Origin of the sequence: Lactobacillus helveticus, assembly GCF_046109915.1 — a bacterium.
Taxonomy (GTDB): domain Bacteria; phylum Bacillota; class Bacilli; order Lactobacillales; family Lactobacillaceae; genus Lactobacillus; species Lactobacillus helveticus.
Genome location: NZ_CP151471.1, coordinates 1,869,511 through 1,894,617, shown reverse-complemented (window position 1 = coordinate 1,894,617; position 25,107 = coordinate 1,869,511). Strand labels below are relative to the sequence as shown.

Sequence of the window (25,107 nt, the reverse complement as noted above, 5' to 3'; positions counted from 1 at the left end):
ATATTGTGCATAATAAAAAAAGATCAAATTTTAAATTCGATCTTTTCTACATTTACTTTTTAATTTTTATTCCCAATCTTTATCTTTGGAAAGTGGAAGTTTATGCCAGTAGTCTTCCTTGTTAGTTTGACGACCACGAGCAATCGCCATATCGTATTTGCCAACATCCTTAGTAATAGTTGAGTCAGCAGCAATAAAGGCATGATCTGCAACATTGATTGGGGCAATAAGTGTTGATCCAGCACCGATAAATGAGTGGTCACCAACATTAGTATGGAACTTCTTAACACCATCATAGTTAGAGAAGATAGTACCACAACCAATGTTAATATCCTTGCCTAAAGTTGCATCCCCAACATAAGTCAAGTGACCTACCTTAGTATTTTCACCAATTTCTGCCTTCTTAATTTCAACAAAGTTACCAATATGAGCACCCTTGCGAATAATTGCCTTAGGACGAAGGTGAGAGTTTGGACCAATATCGGTATTGTCATCCATTTCTGCTTCTTCAATAGTAGAAGAAGTAATAGTTACACCATTGCCAATCTTAGAATCAACAATTCTTGAACCATTAGTAATGTAGCAGTCACTACCAATTTCAGTATTGCCCTTGATAACTACATTGCCTTCAATAACAGTGTCGTTGCCAATTTTTACATCTGCATCGATATAAGCAGTATCAGGGTCAATAAATGAAACACCATCACGCATATGTGCTTCATTTATTCTTCTTTGCATAGTCTTAGTAGCTTGAGCTAAAGCAACACGGTCATTTACACCAAGGCTTTCGCTAAAGTCAGGCATCTTGTAAGCACCAACGCGTTCACCATTGTTACGCAAGATTTCAAGTACATCAGTTAAGTAATATTCACCTTGAGCATTGTCATTATCAACATGCTTTAAAGCTTCAAATAACTTTTGGTTGTCAAAACAAAATACACCGGTATTAATTTCCTTAACTTTTAATTCGTCAGGATTACCATCTTTTTGTTCAACGATTCGTAAAACATTGCCTTGATTGTCACGAATAATTCTGCCGTAGCCAAATGGATTTGGAGCTTCTGCAGTCAAAACAGTAGCAGCATTACCCTTTTCTGCATGATACTTAAACAATTCATTAAAAGTATCAGTAGTAAATAGCGGAGTATCACCTGTAACTACTAAAGTAGCACCTTCTTTATCGCCTAAAGCTTCTTTAGCAGTCATTACTGCATCACCGGTACCCACTTGTTTTTCTTGGAAGGCAAAATCAGACTTATTTGCCAATACCTTTTCAACTTCGCCAGCACCAGTACCTACTACAGTAACAATCTTTGTAGGATTAATTCCACTAGCAGCATCAACTACATGTTCTACCATAGTTTTACCGCAAACTTTGTGTAAAACTTTGTACAACTTTGACTTCATTCGTGTCCCCTTGCCTGCGGCAAGAACAACTACATATTTTTCCATTAGTAATTAACCTCTTAATAATTAAAATTTAGGTCTAGTATAGCATTTAAAAGCGATCAAAATCAGTCTCATTTAAGAAGTTTCCTGGTTCAGCCAAGATGAGCTTCTTTGCTGTATCAATTTTACTAATTTTTACTAATGAAAGGTAATTCTTAACTAATTTTTCTTTATCAAAATCAGCTTCACAAAGAACGCAAATACCGGCAATATCACCTTCGAATTCTTTAACTAATTCTTCCATTCCAGTTAAGGTGCCGCCGCCCTTCATAAAGTCGTCTACAATTAAAACCTTAGCGCCTTTTTTAAGAGCACGAGTTGGCAATTCCATCTTAGAAACACGGGCTAATGAAGATGAAATATAGTTAACTGAGACTGTTGCTCCTTCAGTAACCTTAGAACGTTTTCTCGCTGTTACGAATGGCACATCCAAATAGCGAGCTACAGCTTGAGCCAAGGCAATTCCTTTAGTTTCAACTGTCATTACGGCATCTATATCATCATAAGCGTAGCGAGTGGCAACAAGTTCACCGATTCTACGTAAATCTTGTGTATTGCCTAAAATATCTGATAAATAAACAAAACCACCAGCAAGAATTCGACTAGGATCTTCAATTCTTGATGCTAAATCAGATAAATAATCTTCTGCATGATTTTTACCTAAAAATGGAATGTAGCGTACCCCGCCAGCTGCTCCTGCTACAGTTTCCAAAATACCATCTTGGTTATTGGCTAGTGTGTGTTTCAAAATGGCTAAATCTTCTGAAATAGAGGACTTAGCAGCACCGTATCGCTTAGCAAAAAATGGCAACGCAATTAGAGTATGGGGACGCTCCATTAAATATTTGGTCATATCAGCCAATCTTTCTGAACGTTTCATGATATTTCCTTTCTAATGTTTGGCTTTATACTTAATAAATATACTATAAAGAGCAAAAAAAAGCACTAACATTTTGAATGTTAGTGACATTTTGAATTGTGTTTAAGCTTCAGCTTCCTCAGCCTCATCATCAAACTTTAATGCAATATTCTTAGTTAATAAATCAGTGTAACTGTAAGAAACATGTTTAAAATTATTTTGATGTTGGTCTAAATCGACCACAAACACTGCAGGAAATGTTTCTCTAAGAATTCCCCGTCTCTTAGTAACTTTCTTACGACCCGCTTGAGCTACTACTGTTAAGGTATCACCTAAGTGAGAATCCAACTTATGCTTTATTGTGATAATCGATGTTGGCACTAAGCAACAACTCCTTTAGTGGCATTTTATCACATTTTTAAGGCAAAATCAATATTATACACTACTTAGTAAGTGTCAATATTTTTGCGGTAGGCTATTAGCCATTAGTCTGACCTTAATTTCTTAAATATTTATTTGATTTATTTTTCTGCTAAAATCGTTTAAATAGCTATGTCCTGCTGTTAAGCTTTCAATGGCGCCGTGATGAATGCCCAGATGAGCTTCATGCGTCTTTCTTAGGCTGGCACGAACTGCACCTTTCAATTCTTCCTGATCACCAATATCGAGCTGTCCACCTGCAAACTCACTGCTAAGCCAGTATTCCAGCTCTTTGTTTTTAATGCAAGTCAGTACACGCAGAATTCCTTCGGCACCATCTTCTGACCAGTATTTTCCTTGCCCTTTGACGCGATAAGTATATTTACGGTGATTGCTTTCACAGCAGCCAATTGCCTTAATTACGGACAAATGACGCATTTTGAATGGCTTAATATCCACCCAGCGACGATGAAGATAGCTGCGCAGGCGCCTTAAATTCTCATGATTTTCTGGCGTATTCAGCTCATCAATCAGATTGCTTTCAATCGTGTCTAAAATCACGTCAGTCAAGTGACGGTCATATTTAAACTCAACTGCACTGATCAATTTGCCTTGCATGGCCGGCATGAAGCTTAGACGATCTTTAATCTTTTTGTTCAAGTGAAAGACATCCAAGAAGTGTTCGTGCTGCCGGCAATAGCCAACTATTTCATCAAAGTCTTTCTTGGCATAGCCAGCACCGCCATCGGCATTACTGATGATTAAAGTATCGCTTAAGTCATAGGTATTGGCTAAATAAGCTTTAATTTCTTGCAAAGCATCCAAGCGGCTTAAAGAAACAAACTCTTTGGCCTGTACTCTCTTTCTGCGTGTCTTGCTTAAATTAATAATATCCTCGCAGACTTGATAGCGATGAAATTCCAGTCGCTTCTTGGTGCCTTTAATCACAACGCCATCGCCTTCAAGATAAAGCACTGGCACCTTTTTCTTTTGAGCAATACCATCGTATCTTTCCTCAGACTGCTGCTGTGCTTTAATCTGTTTGCCTGCTTGCACAATCAGCTTGCCAACTTGACTATGGCTAATATTGAAACAGGAGAGAGTATTAACAGCTAAAGCAGTATTGCGGTAAGTTGCCACGGCGCTAACCTGCAAAATATCCTTCACTGCCAAAACACTGTAACGCTTATATTTGTCATAGCCCATCAGCTTATCCAGTGGATATTTAGCCTTTTTGCCAGGACAAACATGTCTTCTGCGCCAATAGCTGATTTCACCAAAGGCAGTCACAACTGAACGCTTATTTTTCTTCTCGATCTGATAGCCTTGCTTTTTAGTCTCTTCAACTAGACCAGCATCAACTTCTTCTAGTGCTGCTGTCATCAATTCTCTAATCAGATCAAAGAAATAGCACATTAATGCCTTTTCACGGGCAATAACATTATTTTCAGACTTAATAATTTTTACGATATCAGCTATAATAGATTCCATAAAAGACCAGCTTCTAATGTGTTTTTTTCGTTAACATCAGACTACTGGTCTTTTTGTTTGAGCTCAAGTCCAATTTCAAAGGATTTGAGCTTTTTTAATTAATTATTCAACTTACCGCAAAAAATTATACACTTAGCACTACTTAGCTGGGATATTTCTAGCTATTTCAATAAATTGTTCAATTGTTAAATTCTCAGGTCTTACTCGTGGATCTACGCCAAGCTTTTTGATTAATGCTTCACGCTTTTCAGAATCTGGAATTAAGGTTTTCAAGTTGTTATTTAGTGTCTTTCTGCGCTGGGAGAAGCACATTTTTACCACCCAAACGAAGTGTTTGCGATTCTCAATCTCAGGCTTATTCTTCAATGGAGTTAAAACAACTACGCTCGAATCAACCTTAGGACGTGGCATGAATGAATTATGATTAACTTCCAGTGCCACCTTGACATCCATTTCAGTTTGGACAGAAATAGTCAAAGGACCATATTCTTTACTACCAGGCTTAGCTTCCAGTCTTTCAGCCACTTCTTTTTGCATCATTAAAGTTAAACTGGCAAAATGCAAATCTGATTCAGCCAAAGCAAAAATAATTGGAGTAGTAATGTAATATGGCAAATTAGCAACTACCTTGATTGGCTTACTCATATCAAAAAAGCCAGCAAGATCTTCTTTAAAATTAGCTTTCAGTACGTCTTTAAGCATTAATTTAAAGCGATCTTCTAAGGGAGCATCACCAATTTTTTTAGGCAGTTCATTTTGCAAAATTTCAGGTAAGCTGTCATCTACTTCATAGGCAAAAACTTTTGCACCGTCAAGTAAAAGCTGCTCTGTTAAAGAACCAATACCAGGACCGATTTCAATTACTTGATCACCTGCATGAATATCTGCCGCTTCGACAATACCCAAAATTGCATTTTGATCAATCAAGAAATTTTGACCCAAGTTTTTCTTAGCCTTTACAAAATAGCGGTTAATAATTGCCTGGGTTCTCACCGCAGAACCAATTGGAATATTATTTGCCATTCTTTGCCTCCTCTACTGCCTGCTTCAACTCATTAAGTGAAACACCAAAGGTATGCAAACGATTATAAAATTGCTTAGAATTGCCATAACCTACTCTTAACTTAATGCCAACTTGTTCACGCAATTTACGTGAGCCCGTACCACCTGCCAAGCCTAACTTACGGTATTCTTCTTTTGTTAAATCACTATTTTTCGGAGCAACATCGTGTAAATCACTCAAAGCCTTTTCAAGTGCCTCTTTTGAAGCATGTTCTACGCCAAGGCTCCCCTTTTTATGAGGTTCGCCCTCTTTACGTGTAATAAAGGCTTGCTTTGCATTAGGCACCGCGTTAGTGACAATCCGGCGAATACGCTCACCATTAAAGTCAGGATCTGTAAAAACAATAATTTGTCTAGTTTTACTAAGCTGCTTCAACTGAGTTAAAACACTATCTGAAACAGCAGAACCGTTAGTTTCTACTGTCTCAATTCCTGGGAAAAATTGTTTTAAACGAATAGTGTCATCTTTTCCCTCAACAACTACTACCGCATCAAAATTCTTTTTATTTAAGACCATAAACTCTCACTGTATTTTTATAAGTAGCTTCTGCGACTTCCTCAAGTGGAATATCTTTTAATTTAGCAATGGCTTCTGCAACATAACGCACATAGCCAGTCTCATTTTGACGACCGCGATATGGCTTAGGCGTTAAGTATGGTGCATCAGTTTCCACCATGATTCGATCAAGTGGAGCTGCTTTAGCACTTTCATGAACTTCAGTAGCCTTGGTAAAAGAAACCACACCTGAATATGAGAAGTAGACATTCAAATCCAAAAACTTGTTTAACCAGTCAATTCCACCATTAAAGCTATGCAAAATCGCGCCATACTCTAAATTGCTATTCTTCAAAATATCGTAGCAATCAGGAAAAGCATCCCTAGTATGAATATCAACCGGCATTTTTAGATCATGCGCTACTTCGATTTGACGTGCAAAAACTTCGCGTTGTACATCCCTAGGCGATTCATCCCAATAATAATCGAGACCGATCTCACCCATTGCGACAACCTTAGGCATTTTTAACTGCTCAATTAGCTTATCTTCAGCCTTTTGATCATAATCTTTGGCCACATCAGGACAATATCCTACCATCGCATAGACATTATCGAATCTTTGAACCAAATCAACAGCTTGCTGATTAAAATCCGGATCTTGACCCGCACATATTACTTTAGTTACTCCTAAACTTTTGGCACGTTCAAGATAATACTGTTCCTTGCCTCTAAAAGGCTCATCATTTAAGTGAGTATGGTTATCAATAATCTCCATTAGCCTAATTCAGCTCCAACTGAGTGTTCATCGCCAACAAGTGCTAATTTAACTTGACCATCTTTTTCACTGGATAAAAGCATGCCTTCGCTAAGGTGACCTAACATCTTGCGTGGCTTCAAGTTAGTAACAGCTAACACCTTTTTATCAAGAAGTTCACTTGCATCTGGGTAGAACTTGCGAATACCACTCAAAATTTGACGTTCTTTACCATCGCCAAAATCAAGCTTGAACATAAGCAACTTGTTTGAGCCCTTAACTGGTTCTACTGACAAAATTTGACCTACTTGAATCTTTACCTTGTCAAAATCGTCAATGGTAATTTCGTTACCCTTCTTTTGTTCACTTCTAGTGGTCTTCTTTGGCTTAGCCTTAGCCATTTCATCCTTGATGTATTTAACTTCTTCTTCGGCCTTAAGTCTTGGGAAAATTGGCTTTGGTTTTTCAACAACTTTGGTGTTCCAACCAAAATCATTAAAGGCTAAATTCTTTTGATCTTCATCATCCCAGTTCAAGCCAAGTTGTTCAAACATCTTAGGTGTAGTTTCAGTCATTACTGGATAAATCATGATGGCGATCAAACGCAAGCTTTCAGCTAAGTTGCTCATTACATGAGACAATTCATCCTTCTTGCCTTCTTTATTCAATACCCAAGGGGTAGTTTCATCGATGTACTTGTTAGCGCGGGCTACTAACTTCCAAATACTATCTAAAGCTTGTGAGAAATGAAGTGAATCCATTTGTTCACGATAGTCAGCAATTACACTAGCAGCTGTATCTTGCAAGTCCTGGCCAAACTTGTCTTGAGCAACAGGAACAGGTGCAACTTGACCATCTTGGTATTGGTTGATCATTGAAACAGTACGGTTAAGCAAGTTACCAAGGTCATTAGCCAAATCGTAGTTAATTCTTTCAATAAAGTCTTCAGGAGTGAAGATACCATCTGCACCAAATGGAAGTGCACGCATCAAGTAGTAACGAAGTGGGTCAACACCATAACGGCTAGTAAGTGATTCTGGGTAAACGGCGTTACCTTTAGACTTAGACATCTTACCGTTCTTCATCAATACCCAGCCGTGACCAATAATATGTTTTGGCAATGGCAAATCAAGTGCCATCAACATAATTGGCCAATAAATGGTGTGGAAGCGGACAATTTCCTTACCTACCAAATGAACGTCTGCTGGCCAGTATTTCTTAAACAATTCATCATGATCTGAACCATAGCCTAAAGCAGTAATATAGTTTGAAAGTGCATCAATCCAAACATAAACCACGTGCTTTGGATCACTTGGCACAGGAATACCCCAGTTAACAGTAGTACGAGTAACTGAAAGATCTTCAAGTCCTGGCTTAATGAAGTTATTAAGCATTTCCTTTTCACGAGAGTGAGGCAAAATAAATTCAGGATGTTCCTTATAGTATTCAACCAATCTGTCAGCGTACTTGCTCATCTTGAAGAAGTATGAAGGTTCCTTAACCAAACGTACTTCATGACCACTTGGAGCCTTACCACCAATAACGTTGCCATTATCATCCTTATAAACTTCGGCAAGTTGTGATTCTGTGAAGTATTCTTCGTCTTCAACTGAATACCAACCAGTGTATTCGCCTAAGTAAATGTCGCCCTTCTTTAAAAGTTTTTCAAAGATTTTTTGAACAGCCTTAACGTGTTCCTCGTCAGTAGTTCTAATGAATTTATCGTAAGAAATGTCGAGGCTCTTCCATAACTTCTTGTATGATGCAGCCATCTTATCTACAAATTCTTGTGGCTTAATTCCTTGAGCTTCAGCCTTTTGTTCAATCTTCAAGCCGTGTTCGTCAGTACCAGTTAAAAAGAAAGTGTCGTAGCCTTGACTACGCTTGTAACGAGCCATGGTATCTGCGGCAATTGTGGTATAAGCATTACCAATAGTTAATCTACCAGATGGATAGTAAATCGGGGTTGTAATGTAAAAAGTATCTTTATCAGCCATTAATTAGTCATACTCCTTTATTCGTCTAAAATATCTATTCTATAATAACATGCTAAAAAAGAAATTGGGCTAAAACACCAATTCCTTTTTCATTAAAATTTTTCTTTTTTCAAATATAAGTGCTTAACTGCAGTAGTTAATAAAACATATATTACTTCTAAGGCAACGACTACTAAAGTAAAGCCAATTGGCAATTGCGTTAATCCTAAACTAGGCGCAACGTTAGAAGATGGCAAAACGCTGCCCCAAATAGCTAAGCCGAAGGTGACAAGAATGACAACTGGCGTCGCATGTTGTCTAAAAAATGGGAAGCGTTCATCCCGCAATACATTAATAACCATTTCTCTTGTCCATAGAGATTCCACAAACAAGCCAGAGTAAAACAATGATTGGAATACCCAATGATGATAGTCTGCTCCCACCAAATATGGACAAATCACATAAAACATTAATGCTATGGTGATTAAATCGATTATTGCGGGAATTGGACCAAAGTTAAATACGAATTTAGGCCATTTATTAATTGACCATTTTTGCGGTTTTTTCACATAATTTCTGGATACGCGGTCAAACGGAATTACTACGCAGCTGAGACTATAAATCAAATTTAAGATAAGCAGCTGCAAAGGCAGTAATGGCAAAAACGGCAAAGTAAGTGAAGCTATTACCATCGCAATAATGTTGCCAAAGTTGGTTACCAAGAAGGTCTTGATGTATTTCATTGTATTTGAGAAGACTTTGCGCCCAGTAATAATCATTTGTTCAAGCAACTGCAAATCTTTTTGTTCAAATACAATGTCGGCGGATTCTTTAATAATATCGACAGAACTATTAGATGTCACGGTTACATCTGAGACTTTCATTGCTAGAGCGTCTTTATTGCCATCGCCCATGTAGCCTACTGTATGTCCATTCTTTTTTAGAGCCTGGATAATCTTAACCCGCAATTCAGGAGTTAAATGAACAAAAATATTACATTTTTCAACAATTTCAGCCAATTCTTCTGCCGTTGCTGTTTCAATTTGTTCACCATCGTAAACCGTATCGACGTTTAAGCCGACTTGCAAAGCAATCGCTCTAGTAACCGCCTCATTATCGCCGGTAAAGATTTTGACGTTTAAATTATCATTTTTAAGATCTTGTAAAGCCTCTTTAGTGCTTTCCTTAGGTGGATCAAGATATGCCAAATAGCCAATAATTGTTAAATCATTTTCATCTTTAGCAGAAAATTCTCCCACTGGCGCTGGATTCAATTTATAACCAACTAACAGCACTCGTAAACCATCATCATTCAGTTCATTGATTTGATTAAGGATTCTTTTGCGCCAAGCATAAGTCAACTTTTCGCTTTTGCCATTGACTTCAACTTGATTAGAAATATCCAGCATCCCTTCAGCTGCGCCTTTAGTAACCAATAAGTGTTGCCCGTGGTGTTCATCATTATCAACCACCACAACGCTCATTCTTTTTCTGCTATAGTCAAAAGGAATTTCGTCTATCTTGTTGTAATCACGCTGAATCTCGTTTACATCTAATTCATCACCAGCCGCATCAATCACTGCTTTATCAATCAAACCCTTCATCCCGGTTTGATAATAAGCATTTAAATACGAAAACTTTAGAATACGCGGCGTTTCTTCCATTTCCAAATCATAGTGACGCTCTAGAACTACCTGCTTTTGAGTTAATGTACCTGTTTTATCGATACAGAAAACATCAGTTGAGCCCAAATTTTGAATAGCATTCATTTGCTTGACTACCACGCCTTGTTTGGACATTTCAAGTGCGCCTTTAGTCAGATTGCTGTTAACGATAATCGGCAAAACTTCAGGAGTAAGCCCAACTGCCGCTGCCAAAGCAAATATTAGGCTTTCTCCCCAATCACCTTTTGTTAAACCATTAATTATGAATAACAAGGGCAACAAAATAGCTGTCACAATTATTAAAATTTTAGCAAGCTGCTTCATTTCTCGATCAAACAGCGTTGTATTGACCTTTTTGCGTGAAATCTTCTGAACTTCTTTGCCAAAAACGGTGTTGTTTCCTACCGCAAAAACAATGCCGCTACCGGAACCGGAAACAATCGTAGTTCCCTCATACAAAATATTGGGATAATTTAGGTAATCAGCTAACATACTCGGTTTTAGCGTAACGTTGGCAACTTTCTCTGTCGGTTCGGAATCACCATCAAGATAGCTAGAAGAACAAAATAAATCCTTACTTGTTAGCAGCTTCATATCAGCTGGGATCATGTCGCCTGCAGATAAGTTGATCACATCGCCAACTACTACATCTTCAGTTGGCAATTCCATATTTTTTCCATCACGCCTGATATTGGTAGTAACTGACACCATATTTAATAATTTGTCAGTAACCTTAGCAATCCGTATTTTCTGAATAAAATTTGCCACAACAGAAATCAGAAGCATCAGTAGCATTACCAATACAGTCTCTATATCACTATTGCCATGAGGAACAATGTAACTAGTAAAGGTGGTAAGCAAGGTCAAAATAATTAATACCAAAGTAAATGGTGTTGCTAAGGATTCACCCAATAATTTCCATTTAGATGCATTGGTATTCGTTCTTATCTCATTTTTGCCATATTCCTTTCTATTTTCATTAGCTTTTTTGGTTGAAAGTCCTTCGGCACTCGCTTGCAGCCTCGCTAGCGTTTCGCTGCGTGATTCACGTGCAATCCGTTGAATTCGTTGAATGTCAACATTTGAATGTTTTTTGCTCGCTGGTTTTAACATTCTACAATTCCTCTCATTCAATAGACAAGCAAACAAAAAAAGCCACCTGCTATTTCTGCAGGTGACTTGCACGCCAAACAAGGCTTTTGTCATACTCGTCGTTCAGTTTTAACACTACGTGACGTAAGCACATGCTAGCTATCTGGATCTCGCCTTAAGTCGACGACACCTATTTAACCCGTTGGCATCTCTGGATGTTTCTGGGCGATAGCGTGTGTTCACGTAGGAGTCTCACCTAACAGTTTTACTTACTATATCTACAAAAAGTTTAAGGACTTAATTCAAATAAGTCAAGTTGCCTATTTGCGCAAATTAGAGCTATGATGTCCGAATCTTCTAAGTATATATATTATTCCCATAATTAGGAATGCCAAGGCTAATGCGATTGGCAGTGCTATTCGATGGGGATGCGAAATCTTATTTTGTTCGCTTTGCGATAAATCAAATTTATCAAGAGCATATTGATATTGTTGATCTACCTTGGTTGCACAGGCACGAAAAACAAATCGCAACCCCTTGTTAAAAGTAGCATTATTATAACTTCGAAGTTGATCTGCCTCAGCGCTAAGAATATTTGATCTCGCATCTGCTGTAAAAGCACCATGTAAATCTTTGCTTGAAAAAATTTGTACATTGCGCTTCTTACCTTTTTGCCCTACCACAATAAAAACAGTGCGCTTAGATCGATTTAACGATTTTGGCGTTAAGTTTTTAAGTTTTTTCACTGTAACTACAGTTATTTGAGGTTGCTCTTTGGTTTGCAAATAACGATTATTCTTCTCTTTAATTAAAGTCTTAGTCTCTTTATTTAAAATATGAGCATGATCCTCAATATTAGGTTGCACAAATCCCGTCATCGTCATAAAGACGGCCAACAAGCCAAATAGCCAAATAAATCTAGTTTTCATCTTCTTCAAGTTTATAAGCCAAGCTTTCCACATATTTCCGATCGATTTTAATCTGTTCATATGGTACCCCACAATCATGAAGCAGCTGCATTGCCAACGGATTGTCGCGATAATCAAAGTAATAATTAATTTTCTTTACGCCAGCTTGAAGTAAAGATTTGCAGCAATTATAACAAGGAAAATGAGTCACATATATTTCAGTATCATCAGTTGATACGCCAAATTTTGCACATTGAATGATGGCATTCATCTCGGAATGAATAGTCCGAACGCAATGTCCATCAACCATTTGATGGCCTACTTCATCACAATGTGGCTGTCCAGAAACGGACCCATTATACCCTGTGCCAATAATACGATTATCTTTTACTAAAACACTACCAACAAGAGCTCTATTACAAGTAGAACGCTGTGCTATTACTAGTGCTTGCATCATGAAATATTGTTTCCAAGGAATTCGATCGTGCATGAACTTACCTCTGTTTATTCATATTATCTATTTTTAAAGTAGTTCAAACCAATAGCATCACGAACTTGTTCCAAAGTCTCATTAGCTACTGTATTTGCTTTCTTTGATCCTTCTAAAAGCATCTCGTAAATTGCATCTTCATCTTGAGCATACTTTTCACGACGTTCACGAATAGGTGCAAGTTCAGCTTCCAGCACTTTGTTTAAGTAACGTTTAATTTTAACGTCACCCAAACCGCCTTTTTGGTATTCTGCCTTAAGTTCTGCTACCTTATCCTTATCTGGATCAAAGACATCGAGATAAGTAAAGACAGTATTGCCTTCAACCTTACCTGGATCTTCAACGTGAATATGATTTGGATCGGTGTACATTGACATAACTTTCTTTTGTACAGTCTTAGCATCATCTGACAAATAAATGCAGTTGCCAAGTGACTTAGACATCTTAGCGTTACCATCAAGACCTGGAAGACGACCTGAACCATTTGGTGGGAAGTAACCTTTAGGTTCAACCAAAATATCAGTGTTGTAAACGCGGTTAAAGGTTCTTACAATTTCACGAGTTTGTTCAAGCATTGGTTCCTGATCATCCCCAACAGGAACGATAGTAGCCTTAAAAGCAGTAATATCTGCAGCTTGAGAAACTGGATAGTTTAAGAAACCTACTGGGATTGAATCTTTGAAATCTTTTTGCTTAATTTCAGTTTTAACAGTTGGGTTTCTTTCAAGGCGTGCAACAGTTACCAAGTCCATGTAGTAAGAAGTTAATTCAAACAAAGCTGGAATTTGTGATTGAACGTAAATTGTTGATTTACTTGGATCAATACCTACAGCTAAGTAGTCTAATGCTACTTGAATTAAACTGTTGCGAATTTTTTCTGGATTACGAGCATTATCTGTCAATGCTTGCGTATCAGCAATCATGATATAAGGATCATACTTGCCAGAATTTTGCAATTTTACTCTATTTTTAAGTGAGCCAATATAGTGACCAATGTGAAGCTTACCAGTTGGACGATCACCGGTTAATAAAATTTCTTTTGCCATAACTTCTACTCTTTTCTAATTTTATTTTATACTCTTTACTTTTTTATTTTATTTCTTAGTTAATACCTAATTTTAACAAAATTTAGACTATGATTAAACTACCAGCAAAGAAAGGAAACAATCCATGTGTAATCACTTTCGTTTACCCGATTTAATGCAAATCAAAAAATACCTGACCGAGGATTTGAATCTGCCATTAATAGATCCTCAAATTGAAATAAAACAACGAGATATTTTTCCAAACCAAGCTGCACCCGTTTTGCTTTATCATGATGATAAGCTGCAACTCGTCAATAAAAACTGGGGCTATCCTAGTCCAGTTGATCCCAAAAAGCCAATGTTTAATGCTAGAATCGAACGATTCTATGAAAATAAACCTTCGATGTGGGATCATTCTTTTGCTAAACAACGCTGTTTAATCTTAAGTAGCGAATTTTTTGGATATGCAAAAACTACTTATCAAGTAGCCAATGGTAAAAAATATCATGACCGTTACCGCTTTAAAACTAACAATCCTATCACGATGATTGCGGGTATTTATGATCAAAATGATTTTTCTATGGTTACTACTGCTCTTAACAAAGATACGGCTCCCATTCATAATCGGATGCCGTTAGTCATTGAACCAAGTGAATTGCGCAGATGGCTTTTTCAAAATTTTACCAGTTTAATCGATCGCAGCGATATTAACCTCGAAGTTCAAAAAGAGCCCCATCAAAAATAATTGGTTTCTTAATTAAAAGCATGATAGAATAAAGAAGTATTGCGGGTATAGTTAAATGGTAGAACGACAGCTTCCCAAGCTGTAGATGCGGGTTCGATTCACGCTATCCGCTTTTTTAATGTCAAAAAACGGATGAGATTTTTTCTCATCCGTTTATTTTTTAAGCCATAATAACAGTTAAAACTCCGCTAATAATAGCTAGATAAATTGGCATCCAGAGTGTTTGCGTATAAAGATAGCTCCAGGCAAATAACCCACCATAGATAATCTCAATCACAAACAATAGAAGTGAACTTTGAAAGTTTAATAAACTAAAGATAATTCCTGAAACAATAATTCCTAATATCGCAACTTGTTTGGTATTTCTTCGAAAAGCATAATTAAATAAAAATCCTGTTGCCAGAAATTCTTGCAGGATTGGCAGGATAATTCCTTGAACTAAAATCAAAAACCAAAACATGTCAACCGATTCATTTTTTAAATAAATCAATTGAAAATCATAATGTGGAATTCGATTATACGCCTGTAAGTACGAAATTAGGATCCGAGTAGCCGTAATCACCAAAGTAAGCAACATTACTGCCGAAAAGTTACCCAGCCAGGGCAGCTTAAAATCTCGAGCAAAAAAACGTTGTTCGCGGTTAAAGCGATAAATATAGAACAGTAATATCATTGCTGCAACAAGGCAAAATAAAATTAGATCCCAAACATGCAATGGCGTCTTCCTAGTCACCAACTTGACTACAGCAAAGACTATCACATACCCTACCAGGTATACTGCATAGCGGATAACATTTCCCTCTCTCGATTCTGGCGTATTCAAAATTTTCACTCCTACTCTGGATTCTATCCTACAAATTCCATATTATACCAAAAAAGTACAGTTTATTAAATACAGATAGGGCGTCCGTTTATTTCACTTCTACAATTGTCACTTTATATTCTCCAGCTGGTGCCTCAACTGTTGCCACTCCACCAGCTTCTTGTTTCATAATTGCTTGGCCTAAAGGTGAATCGAAAGAAATTTTTCCATCTGCAAGATCTGCTTCCATGCGTCCTACAATCTTATACTCTTCTGTTTCATCATCGTCATCAAACTTAAGAACAACGGTCTTGCCCCAATCCACTTTGCCGTCATCTGTAGTTTTCACAATTTCTGCATACTTTAATTGTTTACCTAAATAACGCAAACGACTTTGCAAGTGACCAAGGTCTCTTTTAGCCTCTGTATACTCAGTATTTTCTGATAAGTCACCTAAAGCCCGCGCTGCCTGCAGAATCTTTATTCTACGAGGACGATCCTTTTTTAATCGTGCAATTTCATCTTCAATTTGTTTGTAGCCTTCCGGCGTCATTTTTTGAAAATATACCATAATTTAACACCTGATTAACAGTTCATTCATTTTTTCTTTCTAATTATACAAAAGTTATCCACAGGTGTTAAGCATTGATCTAGCAAAGTTTTTCTACAAAAATTAGCACTATATGCTTTTTAGTGCTAAATAGTTTAACTTATTTAAAAAACGACTATAATAATCAGTGTAAGGAAAAAGAACGAGACCTTACAGATTAAACAAGCAAAAAAATAGAAAGGAAGTTTTCAATATGGCAAACGATATAATGAATCGTCGTAATGATATGATGGATGCAATGAACGACTGGTTTGGTTTTCCAAGAAACTTCTTTGATGACACTGAAATTGAAAACATCATGCAATCAGATGTTGCTGAAACCGATAAAAACTATACTGTTAAGATTGATATGCCTGGTATGAATAAAGAAGACATCAATGTAAATTACAAAGATGGTTTTTTAACAGTTGCAGGTAGCAGAAAATCATTCAAGGATACAAGCGACAAGGATAAGAATATTATCCACAAAGAAAGAAGCGAAGGTCGCATTTCAAGAAGCTATAGATTGCCAAATATAGTTGCAAGTGAGATCCATGCAAAGTATGATAATGGTGTATTGACTATCACCTTGCCAAAGCAAAACGCTGGCGATGATAGCAATTCTATCCATATTGATTAATTTATTAGATTAAGCAAGAAGTCTAATAAGTGACGGATATAATTTTCTGAAGCGAGTTCATTATTGAACCCGCTTTTATTTTGGCTTAAAATAGACTTAATTTAAGAAAAAATTAAAAATTATAAAAGGAGAATTCTTAAATGGCTCATGAATTAACTGTGCAGGAACTTGAAAAGTTTTCTGCTGATTTTAATAAAAATCCTAAAAATAAAGTCGTTGCTCGTGCTGCTCAACGTAGCGGTGTACTTGAAGCTTCTTATAATGACCGCGTTCAAAGCGAATTAACCCGTGTCTTTTCAACTGAACTTGATACTGACAACGTTACTAACCAAAAACACTCAGGTCGTTGCTGGTTATTTGCCACATTAAACGTTCTGCGTCATGAATTTGGCAAGAAATACAAGGCAAAAGACTTTACTTTCTCACAAGCATACAACTTCTTCTGGGACAAGATTGAACGTGCCAACATGTTCTACAACCGTATCTTAGACAGCGCTGATATGCCACTTGATTCTCGTCAAGTTAAGACTGACTTAGACTTTGCAGGTACAGATGGTGGTCAATTCCAAATGGCTGCTGCCTTAGTTGAAAAATATGGTGTCGTACCTTCATATGCTATGCCTGAAACCTTTAACACTAACGACACTACTGGTCTTGCCACTGCATTAGGCGACAAGCTTAAGAAGGATGCTTTGGTTCTTAGAAAATTAAAGCAAGAGGACAAAGATGACGAAATCAAGAAGACTCGTGAAAAATTCTTGAGCGAAGTTTACCAAATGACTGCTATTGCTGTTGGTGAACCACCTAAGAAGTTCGATCTTGAATACCGTGATGACGATAAGAAGTACCACTTAGAAAAAGACCTTACTCCACTTGAATTCTTGCACAAGTACTTAGATGGCGTTGACTTTGATGACTACGTTGTTTTGACCAACGCACCAGACCACGAATATGGCAAGCTTTATGGTTTACCAGCAGAAGATAACGTCTCTGGTTCAATCAGAATTAAACTTTTGAATGTTCCTATGGAATACTTAACCGCTGCTTCTATTGCTCAATTAAAAGACGGTGAAGCTGTTTGGTTCGGTAATGATGTGCTTCGTCAAATGGACCGTAAGACTGGCTACCTTGACACTAACCTTTACAAGTTGGATGACTTATTTGGCGTTGACCTTAAGATGTCAAAGGCTGACAGATTAAAGACTGGTGTCGGCGAAGTTTCTCACGCCATGACCTTAGTCGGTGTTGATGAAGATAACGGTGAAGTTCGTCAATGGAAAGTTGAAAACTCATGGGGCGACAAGTCAGGTGCAAAGGGTTACTACGTAATGAACAATGAATGGTTTAACGATTACGTTTATGAAGTTGTCGTTCACAAGAAGTATTTGACTGATAAGCAAAAGGAACTTGCAGAAGGCCCAATTACTGATCTTCCTGCATGGGATTCACTTGCTTAATGAAAATTTAAACATAAAAATAAGCCTCAGAACTTCTGAGGCTTATTTTTTATACTTATTTAGATAGTTTTGATTAAAGGATTAGTCTTCATAACTAGCCGCTACTTGTTCGTAGTGCTTAACTTCATCGTCACTGCAACGAACAAAGTGACCAGGGCGAATTTCATGCATACTGCGTTCCTTACCGTCCATTTCTTCTTTTTGAGCATCATAAGGAATACGAGTACGACTACGTTCAATTTCTGGGTCAGGGATTGGCACAGCGGAAATTAAACTCTTGGTATAGTCATGCAATGGACGATCATATACATCGTCTGCAGGACCAACTTCAAGCAGTTTACCGTAGTGCATAACTCCAATACGATCAGAAATAAACTTAACCATTGATAAATCGTGTGCAATAAAGAGATAGGTCAACCCGCGTTTTTTCTGCAATTCAATCATCAAGTTAACAACTTGAGCCTGAATTGACACATCCAAAGCTGAAATAGGTTCGTCAGCCACAATGAATTTTGGTTCAACCGCCAAAGCACGAGCAATCCCGATTCTTTGACGCTGACCACCTGAGAATTCATGTGGGAAACGACTGACATGACTTTCGTTCAAACCTACAGTTTCAAGTAGTTCTTCTACTCGTTTGCTTCTTTCTTCCTTGTTTTTTACTAAGTGGTGAATATCAAGCCCTTCAGCAATGATATCTTCAACGGTCATTCTTGGATTGAGCGAAGCATAAGGATCTTGAAAAATCATTTGAGCATCCCTAGTAAAAGCTAATTTATCAGCTCTACTTTTCAGGTTTTCAACATTCTTACCTTCAAAAATAACTTCACCGCTAGTTGGCTTATACAACTGTAAAATTGAACGACCGGTAGTTGTCTTACCAGATCCTGATTCACCTACCAAGCCAAAAGTTTCACCTTCATAAATGTCAAAACTTACATCGTCAACAGCTTTGGTGACATTACGGCCATTTTTAAAGTATTGTTTTAGATGTTTTACTTCCAAAATTTTCTTTTTTTCTGGCATAAAATTCTCCTTTGCTGCGACTACTTAACTCTTGGTAGTTTGTTTTCTTGTTTCATTAAATCATATTTCTTCCAGCGTCTTTGGATTTCCACTGGCGGTTTCACCTTTGGTGCACCTGGTGCAAGCAACCAAGTTGCTGCATAGTGCGTATCTGACACCTTAAAGAATGGTGGTTTCTTTTCTACATCAATTTTCATTGCGTATTTATTTCTTGGGGCAAATGGATCACCCTTTGGTGGATCCAATAAGTTAGGTGGAGTACCCGGAATTGATTCCAAAGTATCACTTTCAAGTGTTGGCATTGAATTAATTAAGCCCCAAGTATATGGATGTTGTGGATCATAAAAGATTTCATCGACACCGCCGAATTCAAGGAATTCACCGGCATACATTACGGCTACACGATCAGCCATTCCTGCAACAACACCTAAGTCGTGTGTAATGAAAATAATTGAAGTTTTTACTCTCTTTTGCAAATCTTTCATTAAGTCCAAAATTTCAGCTTGAACAGTTACGTCAAGCGCAGTAGTTGGTTCATCGGCCAACAAAATTTCAGGTTCACAAATCAGAGCAATAGCAATAACAATTCTCTGTCTCATACCACCTGAGAATTGGTGTGGATATTGGTTGATTCTTTCTTCAGCATGAGGAATTCCAACAGCCTTCATCATATCCAGTGCCTTGGCCCAAGCTTCTTTTTTAGAAACGCCTTTATGTTTAATCAAAGGTTCCGCAATTTGCTGACCAATCTTCATCGTAGGATCAAGTGAAGTCATTGGATCCTGGAAAATCATTGAAATTTCATTACCACGAATCTTCTGCATTTCTTTTTCAGGCAAATCCAATAAGTTTTTACCATGGAAATCAATCTCGCCACCCTCGATTTTGGCATTACGTGCCAATAAACCGATAATACTACGAGTAGTAACAGACTTACCTGAACCAGATTCGCCTACGATTGCTAAAGTTTCACCCTTATTCAAGTGAAAGGACACATTGCGGATAGCTTTAACCTCACCAGCATAAGTGTGAAAATCAATTTTTAAATTTTTAATATCTAAAACTCTTTCTTCTGGCATTTAGGTTAGTCCTTTCTATCTTTGTCCTCTTGGATCGAAGGCATCACGCAAACCATCACCAAGCAAGTTGAAGGCAATCATTAAGATACATAAAACAATTGCTGGGTACCACATTTGATATGGTAAGAATTGGAAGTTCTTTTGACCTTCATTAAGCAATACACCAAGTGATGTTTCTGGAGCAGAAATACCGATACCGATGAAACTTAAGAAAGCTTCGAAGAAAATAGCAGTTGGGATAGTGTACATCGTTTGAATGATGATGATACTTGAAAGGTTTGGTACTAAGTGCTTCCAAGCAATCTTCCATGATGATTCACCCAATGAACGGGCTGCTAAAACATATTCTTCGTTCTTCAAACTCAGCGTTTCAGCTCTGACCTGCCGCGCCATTGTCGTCCAACTAGAAATGGCGATGGCTAAAATAATTGAGGTAATACCTGGCTTTAAAACAACCAACATTAAAACAACGATAATCAGGTTAGGTACGGAAGAGATAATTTCGATAATTCGCTGCATCACGTTATCGACTCCTCCGCCTTTCCATCCGGACACTATTCCGTACGCGACCCCAATAGTTAAGTCAAAGAAGGCAGCAACTAAGGCAACAATTAAAGAAATCTTTGTACCATAAATAATTCTTTGACCAAGTGAACGACCTAAGTAATCTGTTCCGGCAATAAAGTATTTATCTTTTGGCACATTGTTTTCAGCATATGCATCAACCCACTTGCCGTTTTGCTTGATCTTACCGTTCAAGCCATTAACTGCACTCATGCCAGGAACCTTAGCAGGTAAGTTGGCATATTGTGGATGTGATTTAACCAAGGTTGATTTATTAATAAATGGCGTTGAACCAAAGGAAACAACAATCATAATAATAACGATAATTGCTGAAATCACAGCTGCTTTTCTTTGCTTAAAACGAATCCAAACGTTTTGGACAAAGGACAATGATGGACCAGCAATATTTTCATTATCTTGCGCTTCATCTTTTGGTAAAGGTTCAAAGGCATCTGCAGGAAGGGTTAATTTTTCTTCAGCCATATTGTCTTCTAAGCCTCGCTTTCATCTAATCTAATTCTTGGATCAATCAATCCATAGATAATATCAGTAATCAACAAAATTACTACAAGTCCGATACAGTAGACCATCGTAATTCCCATGATTGTTGGGTAGTCGTTAGTCAAAATTGACTTAACAAATTGTTCACCAATACCAGGAATATTGAAGATATTCTCGATAACCATTGAACCGGTCATCAAAGCAACTGCATAAGGACCAATTAAGGTAACTAATGGAATCATTGAGTTACGCATTGCGTGCTTTCTAATAACTTCCATTCGGCTCAAGCCTTTAGCTTTACCTAATTCAATGTAATCACTACTCAAGGTATCAACCATGCTAGTTCTAATGAACCGCGCCGTCTCGGCGAATGGTCCTACCGCCAGAGCAATTGTTGGCATGATCGTTTGAGAGAATTGACCCCAACCAGCTAATGGAAAAAGACCTAGCTTTAAACCAATATAGTACTGTAAAAGTACTGCTAAAACGAAGTTAGGAACTGATTTACCAATAATAGAAATTACGGTCGCAGTTGAATCTACCCAAGTTCCTTGCTTCACAGCAGCAATAGCACCGACGATTACGCCAAGTACAACGCCCAAGATTAAAGCTTGCAATCCCAATTGCATTGAAGCTCCTAAACGAGCACCAATCAATGAAGATACAGATTGATTACTGTATTGGAAGGACGTTCCAAAATCTCCATGAAGCATCCCAGCAATATAGATTAAATATTGTTGCCAAACAGGCTTATTCAATCCATATTGTTCATTCATAATATGTTGCTGTGTTAGTGTCATCTTCGCTTCGTTAGCGTAAGGTGAACCAGGCATCAACTTCATTAAGAAGAACGTTACCGTGGCTACGATAAACAAAGTGAGGATCATATAAAAAATACGTTTTAATAGGTATCTAGCCATATTAATTGCTCCCTCATTTTTCTTTTTATTTTATATTTTGTTTTTAATGTTGTTTTAATTATACCAAATGATTCAAAAATATCTAGGTAAATACTAAATAAAATTAAAAAAATAAGAGAAAAGCTTATACTTTTCTCTTATTTTTAATTTATTGAAGAAATCTTGCGATGATTTTACTTATAATTAGGTGCTGCCTTGGTCATTTGTACATCATGTGGGTGAGATTCACGCAAACCGGCATTAGTAATTTGTACAAATTGAGCTTTCTCAATCAATTCAGGAATATTAGCTGCACCACAGTATCCCATACCAGAGCGAAGACCACCGTCAATTTGGAAGACTACGTCACTAACATCGCCCTTATATTCTACGCGAGCTTCAACACCTTCAGGTACTAATTTATTAGCTTCGTTAACGCCACCTTGGAAGTAACGATCACTTGAGCCGTGAGCTTGAGCCATTGCACCAACTGATCCCATACCACGGTAACGTTTAAACTTCTTACCATTATCTTCAAAAATATCGCCAGGTGCTTCTGTAGTACCGCTAAGCATGCTTCCGAGCATTACAGCATTGCCACCTGCAGCAAGTGCTTTAACAACATCGCCAGAATACTTAATACCACCGTCTGCAATAATTGGCTTGTGATATTCACGTGCTGCTGTAGCAGAATCATAAATAGCTGTAATTTGTGGAACACCAACGCCGGCAACAATTCTAGTAGTACAAATTGAGCCAGGTCCAATACCAACTTTGACTACATCAACGCCAGCATCAAACAATGCTCGAGTTGCATCCCCTGTAGCAACGTTACCCGCAATTAAAGTTTGCTTAGGAAAATGTTCACGGATTTCCTTAATCTTGCGCAAAACACCTGCTGAATGACCGTGTGCAGTATCAATGACAATAGCATCTGCACCAGCTTCAAGCAAAGCTTCAGCTCTTTCAAAAGTATCGCTAGTCACGCCCACTGCTGCTGCACAAAGCAATCTATTTTGATCATCAACTGCAGCCTTGGTAGCATTACTTGGTACCACTACGCTCTTAACATTAGCTACTTCACTAGCTTGTGCTTGGATAGACATATTTTTATGTACAACGCCCAATCCACCTTGGAGAGCCATTGCAATAGCCATTGCACCTTCAGTAACGGTATCCATGCCGGCACTGATCAATGGAATATTTAATTTAATATTATCAGCCAATTTAGTACTTAAATCTACTTCATTTGGCAAAACATGACTTTCTGCTGGAATTAATAAAACATCATCAAAAGTTAAACCTTTTTTGGCAAATTTTGTATCCCAATTATACATTTATGCTCGCCTTTTCTCATTCAAAAAAAATTATTAGCTATACTTTACTAGCAGATTTACCATTTTTCAAGGAAAAATTTAAAAGCAGACTGAATTTTTTCAGCCTGCTTTTAACTTAAGAGAGGAGTTTTTATTGTTTAGTTATTGTTATTTATAGTTAGTTGGCAACATATGCACCTTTGAAGTTGTAAGGAGCACCTGCACCATTGTAGATTACGTTTTTGACGCTTGGGCGAACCATCCAAGCTTCTTCTGGGTGGTACAAAGGTGTTACGCCTTGAGTAGAAATGATTCTTTGTTCAGCCTTAACCAAATCATCCCAGCGCTTAGTTTCACTCGGAGTTACCTTAGAATCAGCAACTAACTTGTCATAGGTTGGATCTGAGTACTTTTCCCAGTTTTGAGAGTTCTTAGATGTGTTCAAGTCTAAGAATGAAATTGGATCTGAAAAGTCTGCAGTCCATCCCATTAAGAAGACGTCGTAGTTGCCGCTTCCTGCATGGTTCAAGGCTGTCTTCTTAGGAATACTTTGTACTCTGACGTTTACGCCCTTCAAGGTTGATTCAATAGTACTTTGCAAGTATTCACCCGCCTTCTTAGAAGCATCATCATCGTAAGTCAAGATAGCAAAGTTGACACTCTTCTTGCCCAATTCCTGTTGAGCTTTCTTCCAGAATGCTTGTGCTTGCTTCTTGTTGTATGTATTGAACTGCTTGGTTGCTTCACCTCTTACTAAGTCAGTGTAGTCTTTACCATTGACCTCAGTCATATTTTCAGGTGAAAGCGTATCTGCTGGTTCTGCAGTACCACCAACTGAGTTAGCCAATTCTTTTCTATCGATAGCTAAAGAAATAGCTTTTCTAAAGTTCTCGTTGTTAAATGGTTTCTTCTTCATATTCATTTCTAAGTAGATAGTTGAAGAAGTCTTTCTAAGCGTGTAGCCCTTTTGATTCTTCAATTGCTTAGAAGCTTGTGGACCAAGCAAAGCTGCATCTAACTTACCTGATTGATACAAGTTGTAGTCAGTTGATGGGGTCTTTTGAACGCTGAAGTTGATGGTATCCAACTTAATGTTCTTCTTGTCCCAGTAATTTTTATTCTTAACAAGTTTCCAGGAAAGGTTCGAGCCTGTCCAACCTTTTTGGATGAATGGGCCATTGTAAACCGTTGTCTTGGATGAAGTACCATAGCTCTTGCCATATTGTTCAACTGCTTTTTGATTTTGTGGGAAGAATAATGGAAAGCCCATAAGCAACTTGAAGTAAGGAATACGTTTATCCAAAGTAACTACTAACTTATCCTTACCTTCGGCTTTAACACCTAAAGTGTTAGGTTTCTTCTTCCCTGCCACAATTGCATCTGCGTTTTTCACACCAGAGAACAAGTATGAGTATTGTGAACCCGTACTTGGATCAACGGTTCTACGCCAAGAGTACACAAAGTCTTGTGCAGTTACGAGATCACCGTTGGACCACTTATCATTATTGCGTAAGGTAAAAGTCCAAGTCTTGCCATCATTGCTAGTAGTTGTCTTAGTAGCCAAACCAGGTTCAACTTTAGAATTTTTACCCAGGCGGTAGAGTCCTTCCATAGTATTGTTCAATTGGGTAAAACTTGTAGCATCAGTAACTTTAGATAAGTCCATGCCTTCAATTTCTGTTTTATCCATCCAATTTAAAGTCTTTTTAGTGCCACTGGATGAATTGCTACTATTATTGCCACATGCAGCAAGTGCCGCACCAGCCAAGGCAACAACTCCTACAGCCATTATTTTTTTCAATC

Annotated in this window: 23 protein-coding genes, 1 tRNA gene and 1 riboswitch; of the genes, 4 read left to right on the top strand and 20 right to left on the bottom strand. The window is 37.7% G+C overall.

Features of this window, described 5'->3' with window-relative positions:
• Positions 1 to 66: 66 nt before the first annotated feature.
• The 12 genes from glmU to trpS all read right to left on the bottom strand — a co-directional run bounded on the left by glmU (position 67) and on the right by trpS (position 13,707).
• On the bottom strand, positions 67 to 1,452 hold the full coding sequence (gene glmU, locus AADV52_RS09615; RefSeq protein WP_014918173.1) for a bifunctional UDP-N-acetylglucosamine diphosphorylase/glucosamine-1-phosphate N-acetyltransferase GlmU: 1,386 nt from the start codon (positions 1,450 to 1,452) through the stop codon (positions 67 to 69).
• 46 nt (positions 1,453 to 1,498) lie between these two features.
• Complete coding sequence (purR, locus tag AADV52_RS09610) at positions 1,499 to 2,329, bottom strand: pur operon repressor (RefSeq protein ID WP_014918172.1); 831 nt, start codon at positions 2,327 to 2,329, stop codon at positions 1,499 to 1,501.
• A gap of 102 nt (positions 2,330 to 2,431) precedes the next feature.
• Positions 2,432 to 2,689: a Veg family protein gene (locus tag AADV52_RS09605; protein ID WP_003625575.1), complete on the bottom strand. Its 258-nt coding sequence runs from the start codon at positions 2,687 to 2,689 to the stop codon at positions 2,432 to 2,434.
• A 123-nt stretch (positions 2,690 to 2,812) separates the two neighbouring features.
• Entirely contained in the window at positions 2,813 to 4,219 is a 1,407-nt protein-coding gene (locus AADV52_RS09600) for an ISLre2 family transposase (protein ID WP_126096222.1), read from the bottom strand.
• Between the two features lie 138 nt (positions 4,220 to 4,357).
• Positions 4,358 to 5,242, bottom strand: coding sequence for a 16S rRNA (adenine(1518)-N(6)/adenine(1519)-N(6))-dimethyltransferase RsmA (gene rsmA / locus AADV52_RS09595; protein WP_014918171.1), 885 nt, complete (start codon positions 5,240 to 5,242; stop codon positions 4,358 to 4,360).
• A complete protein-coding gene (gene rnmV, locus AADV52_RS09590) occupies positions 5,232 to 5,798 on the bottom strand; it encodes a ribonuclease M5 (protein ID WP_014918170.1) in 567 nt (188 codons plus the stop codon). Before rnmV ends, rsmA begins: the two co-directional genes overlap by 11 nt.
• The gene (locus tag AADV52_RS09585; RefSeq protein ID WP_014918169.1) at positions 5,785 to 6,552 is read right to left on the bottom strand and encodes a TatD family hydrolase; all 768 of its coding nucleotides are present in this window, start codon (positions 6,550 to 6,552) and stop codon (positions 5,785 to 5,787) included. Before AADV52_RS09585 ends, rnmV begins: the two co-directional genes overlap by 14 nt.
• Positions 6,552 to 8,528 carry a methionine--tRNA ligase gene (gene metG, locus AADV52_RS09580; protein WP_014918168.1) on the bottom strand — a complete coding sequence of 659 codons (1,977 nt, stop codon included), beginning with the start codon at positions 8,526 to 8,528 and terminating at the stop codon, positions 6,552 to 6,554. Before metG ends, AADV52_RS09585 begins: the two co-directional genes overlap by 1 nt.
• Before the next feature lie 92 nt (positions 8,529 to 8,620).
• Complete coding sequence (gene mgtA / locus AADV52_RS09575) at positions 8,621 to 11,284, bottom strand: magnesium-translocating P-type ATPase (protein WP_014918167.1); 2,664 nt, start codon at positions 11,282 to 11,284, stop codon at positions 8,621 to 8,623.
• An 86-nt stretch (positions 11,285 to 11,370) separates the two neighbouring features.
• Positions 11,371 to 11,534, bottom strand: a riboswitch (M-box (ykoK) riboswitch).
• Positions 11,535 to 11,583: 49 nt separating this feature from the next.
• Positions 11,584 to 12,192, bottom strand: coding sequence for a TPM domain-containing protein (locus AADV52_RS09570; RefSeq protein ID WP_014918166.1), 609 nt, complete (start codon positions 12,190 to 12,192; stop codon positions 11,584 to 11,586).
• Complete coding sequence (locus AADV52_RS09565; RefSeq protein ID WP_014918165.1) at positions 12,182 to 12,661, bottom strand: ComE operon protein 2; 480 nt, start codon at positions 12,659 to 12,661, stop codon at positions 12,182 to 12,184. The genes AADV52_RS09570 and AADV52_RS09565 overlap by 11 nt, the downstream gene beginning before the upstream one ends.
• 23 nt (positions 12,662 to 12,684) lie before the next feature.
• Positions 12,685 to 13,707, bottom strand: coding sequence for a tryptophan--tRNA ligase (trpS, locus tag AADV52_RS09560; RefSeq protein ID WP_014918164.1), 1,023 nt, complete (start codon positions 13,705 to 13,707; stop codon positions 12,685 to 12,687).
• Between the two features lie 124 nt (positions 13,708 to 13,831).
• Here trpS and AADV52_RS09555 point away from each other — a divergent pair, with 124 nt between their 5' ends.
• Together AADV52_RS09555 and AADV52_RS09550 are read left to right on the top strand one after the other, a co-directional pair.
• The gene (locus AADV52_RS09555; protein WP_014918163.1) at positions 13,832 to 14,431 is read left to right on the top strand and encodes an SOS response-associated peptidase family protein; all 600 of its coding nucleotides are present in this window, start codon (positions 13,832 to 13,834) and stop codon (positions 14,429 to 14,431) included.
• Between the two features lie 41 nt (positions 14,432 to 14,472).
• A tRNA-Gly gene (locus AADV52_RS09550) sits at positions 14,473 to 14,543 on the top strand.
• A gap of 48 nt (positions 14,544 to 14,591) precedes the next feature.
• On the opposite strand, the gene AADV52_RS09545 is transcribed toward AADV52_RS09550, so the two are convergent.
• Together AADV52_RS09545 and greA are read right to left on the bottom strand one after the other, a co-directional pair.
• Positions 14,592 to 15,254, bottom strand: a complete 663-nt coding sequence (locus AADV52_RS09545) for a CPBP family intramembrane glutamic endopeptidase (protein WP_012211324.1) — start codon at positions 15,252 to 15,254, stop codon at positions 14,592 to 14,594.
• Positions 15,255 to 15,342: 88 nt separating this feature from the next.
• On the bottom strand, positions 15,343 to 15,804 hold the full coding sequence (gene greA, locus AADV52_RS09540; protein ID WP_014918162.1) for a transcription elongation factor GreA: 462 nt from the start codon (positions 15,802 to 15,804) through the stop codon (positions 15,343 to 15,345).
• A 232-nt stretch (positions 15,805 to 16,036) separates the two neighbouring features.
• Between greA and AADV52_RS09535 the strand changes: the two genes are divergently transcribed.
• Positions 16,037 to 16,462: an Hsp20/alpha crystallin family protein gene (locus AADV52_RS09535; protein WP_014918161.1), complete on the top strand. Its 426-nt coding sequence runs from the start codon at positions 16,037 to 16,039 to the stop codon at positions 16,460 to 16,462.
• A gap of 140 nt (positions 16,463 to 16,602) precedes the next feature.
• Positions 16,603 to 17,919 (top strand): C1 family peptidase, encoded by a 1,317-nt coding sequence (locus AADV52_RS09530; protein WP_014918160.1) that lies wholly within the window; start codon positions 16,603 to 16,605, stop codon positions 17,917 to 17,919.
• An 81-nt stretch (positions 17,920 to 18,000) separates the two neighbouring features.
• On the opposite strand, the gene AADV52_RS09525 is transcribed toward AADV52_RS09530, so the two are convergent.
• From AADV52_RS09525 to AADV52_RS09500, 6 genes are all read right to left on the bottom strand, one after another.
• Positions 18,001 to 18,945 (bottom strand): ABC transporter ATP-binding protein, encoded by a 945-nt coding sequence (locus AADV52_RS09525; RefSeq protein ID WP_014918159.1) that lies wholly within the window; start codon positions 18,943 to 18,945, stop codon positions 18,001 to 18,003.
• 20 nt (positions 18,946 to 18,965) lie between these two features.
• On the bottom strand, positions 18,966 to 20,024 hold the full coding sequence (locus AADV52_RS09520; protein WP_014918158.1) for an ABC transporter ATP-binding protein: 1,059 nt from the start codon (positions 20,022 to 20,024) through the stop codon (positions 18,966 to 18,968).
• A 15-nt stretch (positions 20,025 to 20,039) separates the two neighbouring features.
• Positions 20,040 to 21,071 carry an ABC transporter permease gene (locus AADV52_RS09515; RefSeq protein WP_014918157.1) on the bottom strand — a complete coding sequence of 344 codons (1,032 nt, stop codon included), beginning with the start codon at positions 21,069 to 21,071 and terminating at the stop codon, positions 20,040 to 20,042.
• Between the two features lie 8 nt (positions 21,072 to 21,079).
• Complete coding sequence (gene opp3b, locus AADV52_RS09510; protein ID WP_014918156.1) at positions 21,080 to 22,009, bottom strand: oligopeptide ABC transporter permease; 930 nt, start codon at positions 22,007 to 22,009, stop codon at positions 21,080 to 21,082.
• Positions 22,010 to 22,182: 173 nt separating this feature from the next.
• On the bottom strand, positions 22,183 to 23,325 hold the full coding sequence (locus tag AADV52_RS09505) for an IMP dehydrogenase (RefSeq protein ID WP_014918155.1): 1,143 nt from the start codon (positions 23,323 to 23,325) through the stop codon (positions 22,183 to 22,185).
• Positions 23,326 to 23,482: 157 nt separating this feature from the next.
• Positions 23,483 to 25,093, bottom strand: a complete 1,611-nt coding sequence (locus AADV52_RS09500) for a peptide ABC transporter substrate-binding protein (RefSeq protein WP_041808624.1) — start codon at positions 25,091 to 25,093, stop codon at positions 23,483 to 23,485.
• Between the last annotated feature and the right edge of the window lie 14 nt (positions 25,094 to 25,107).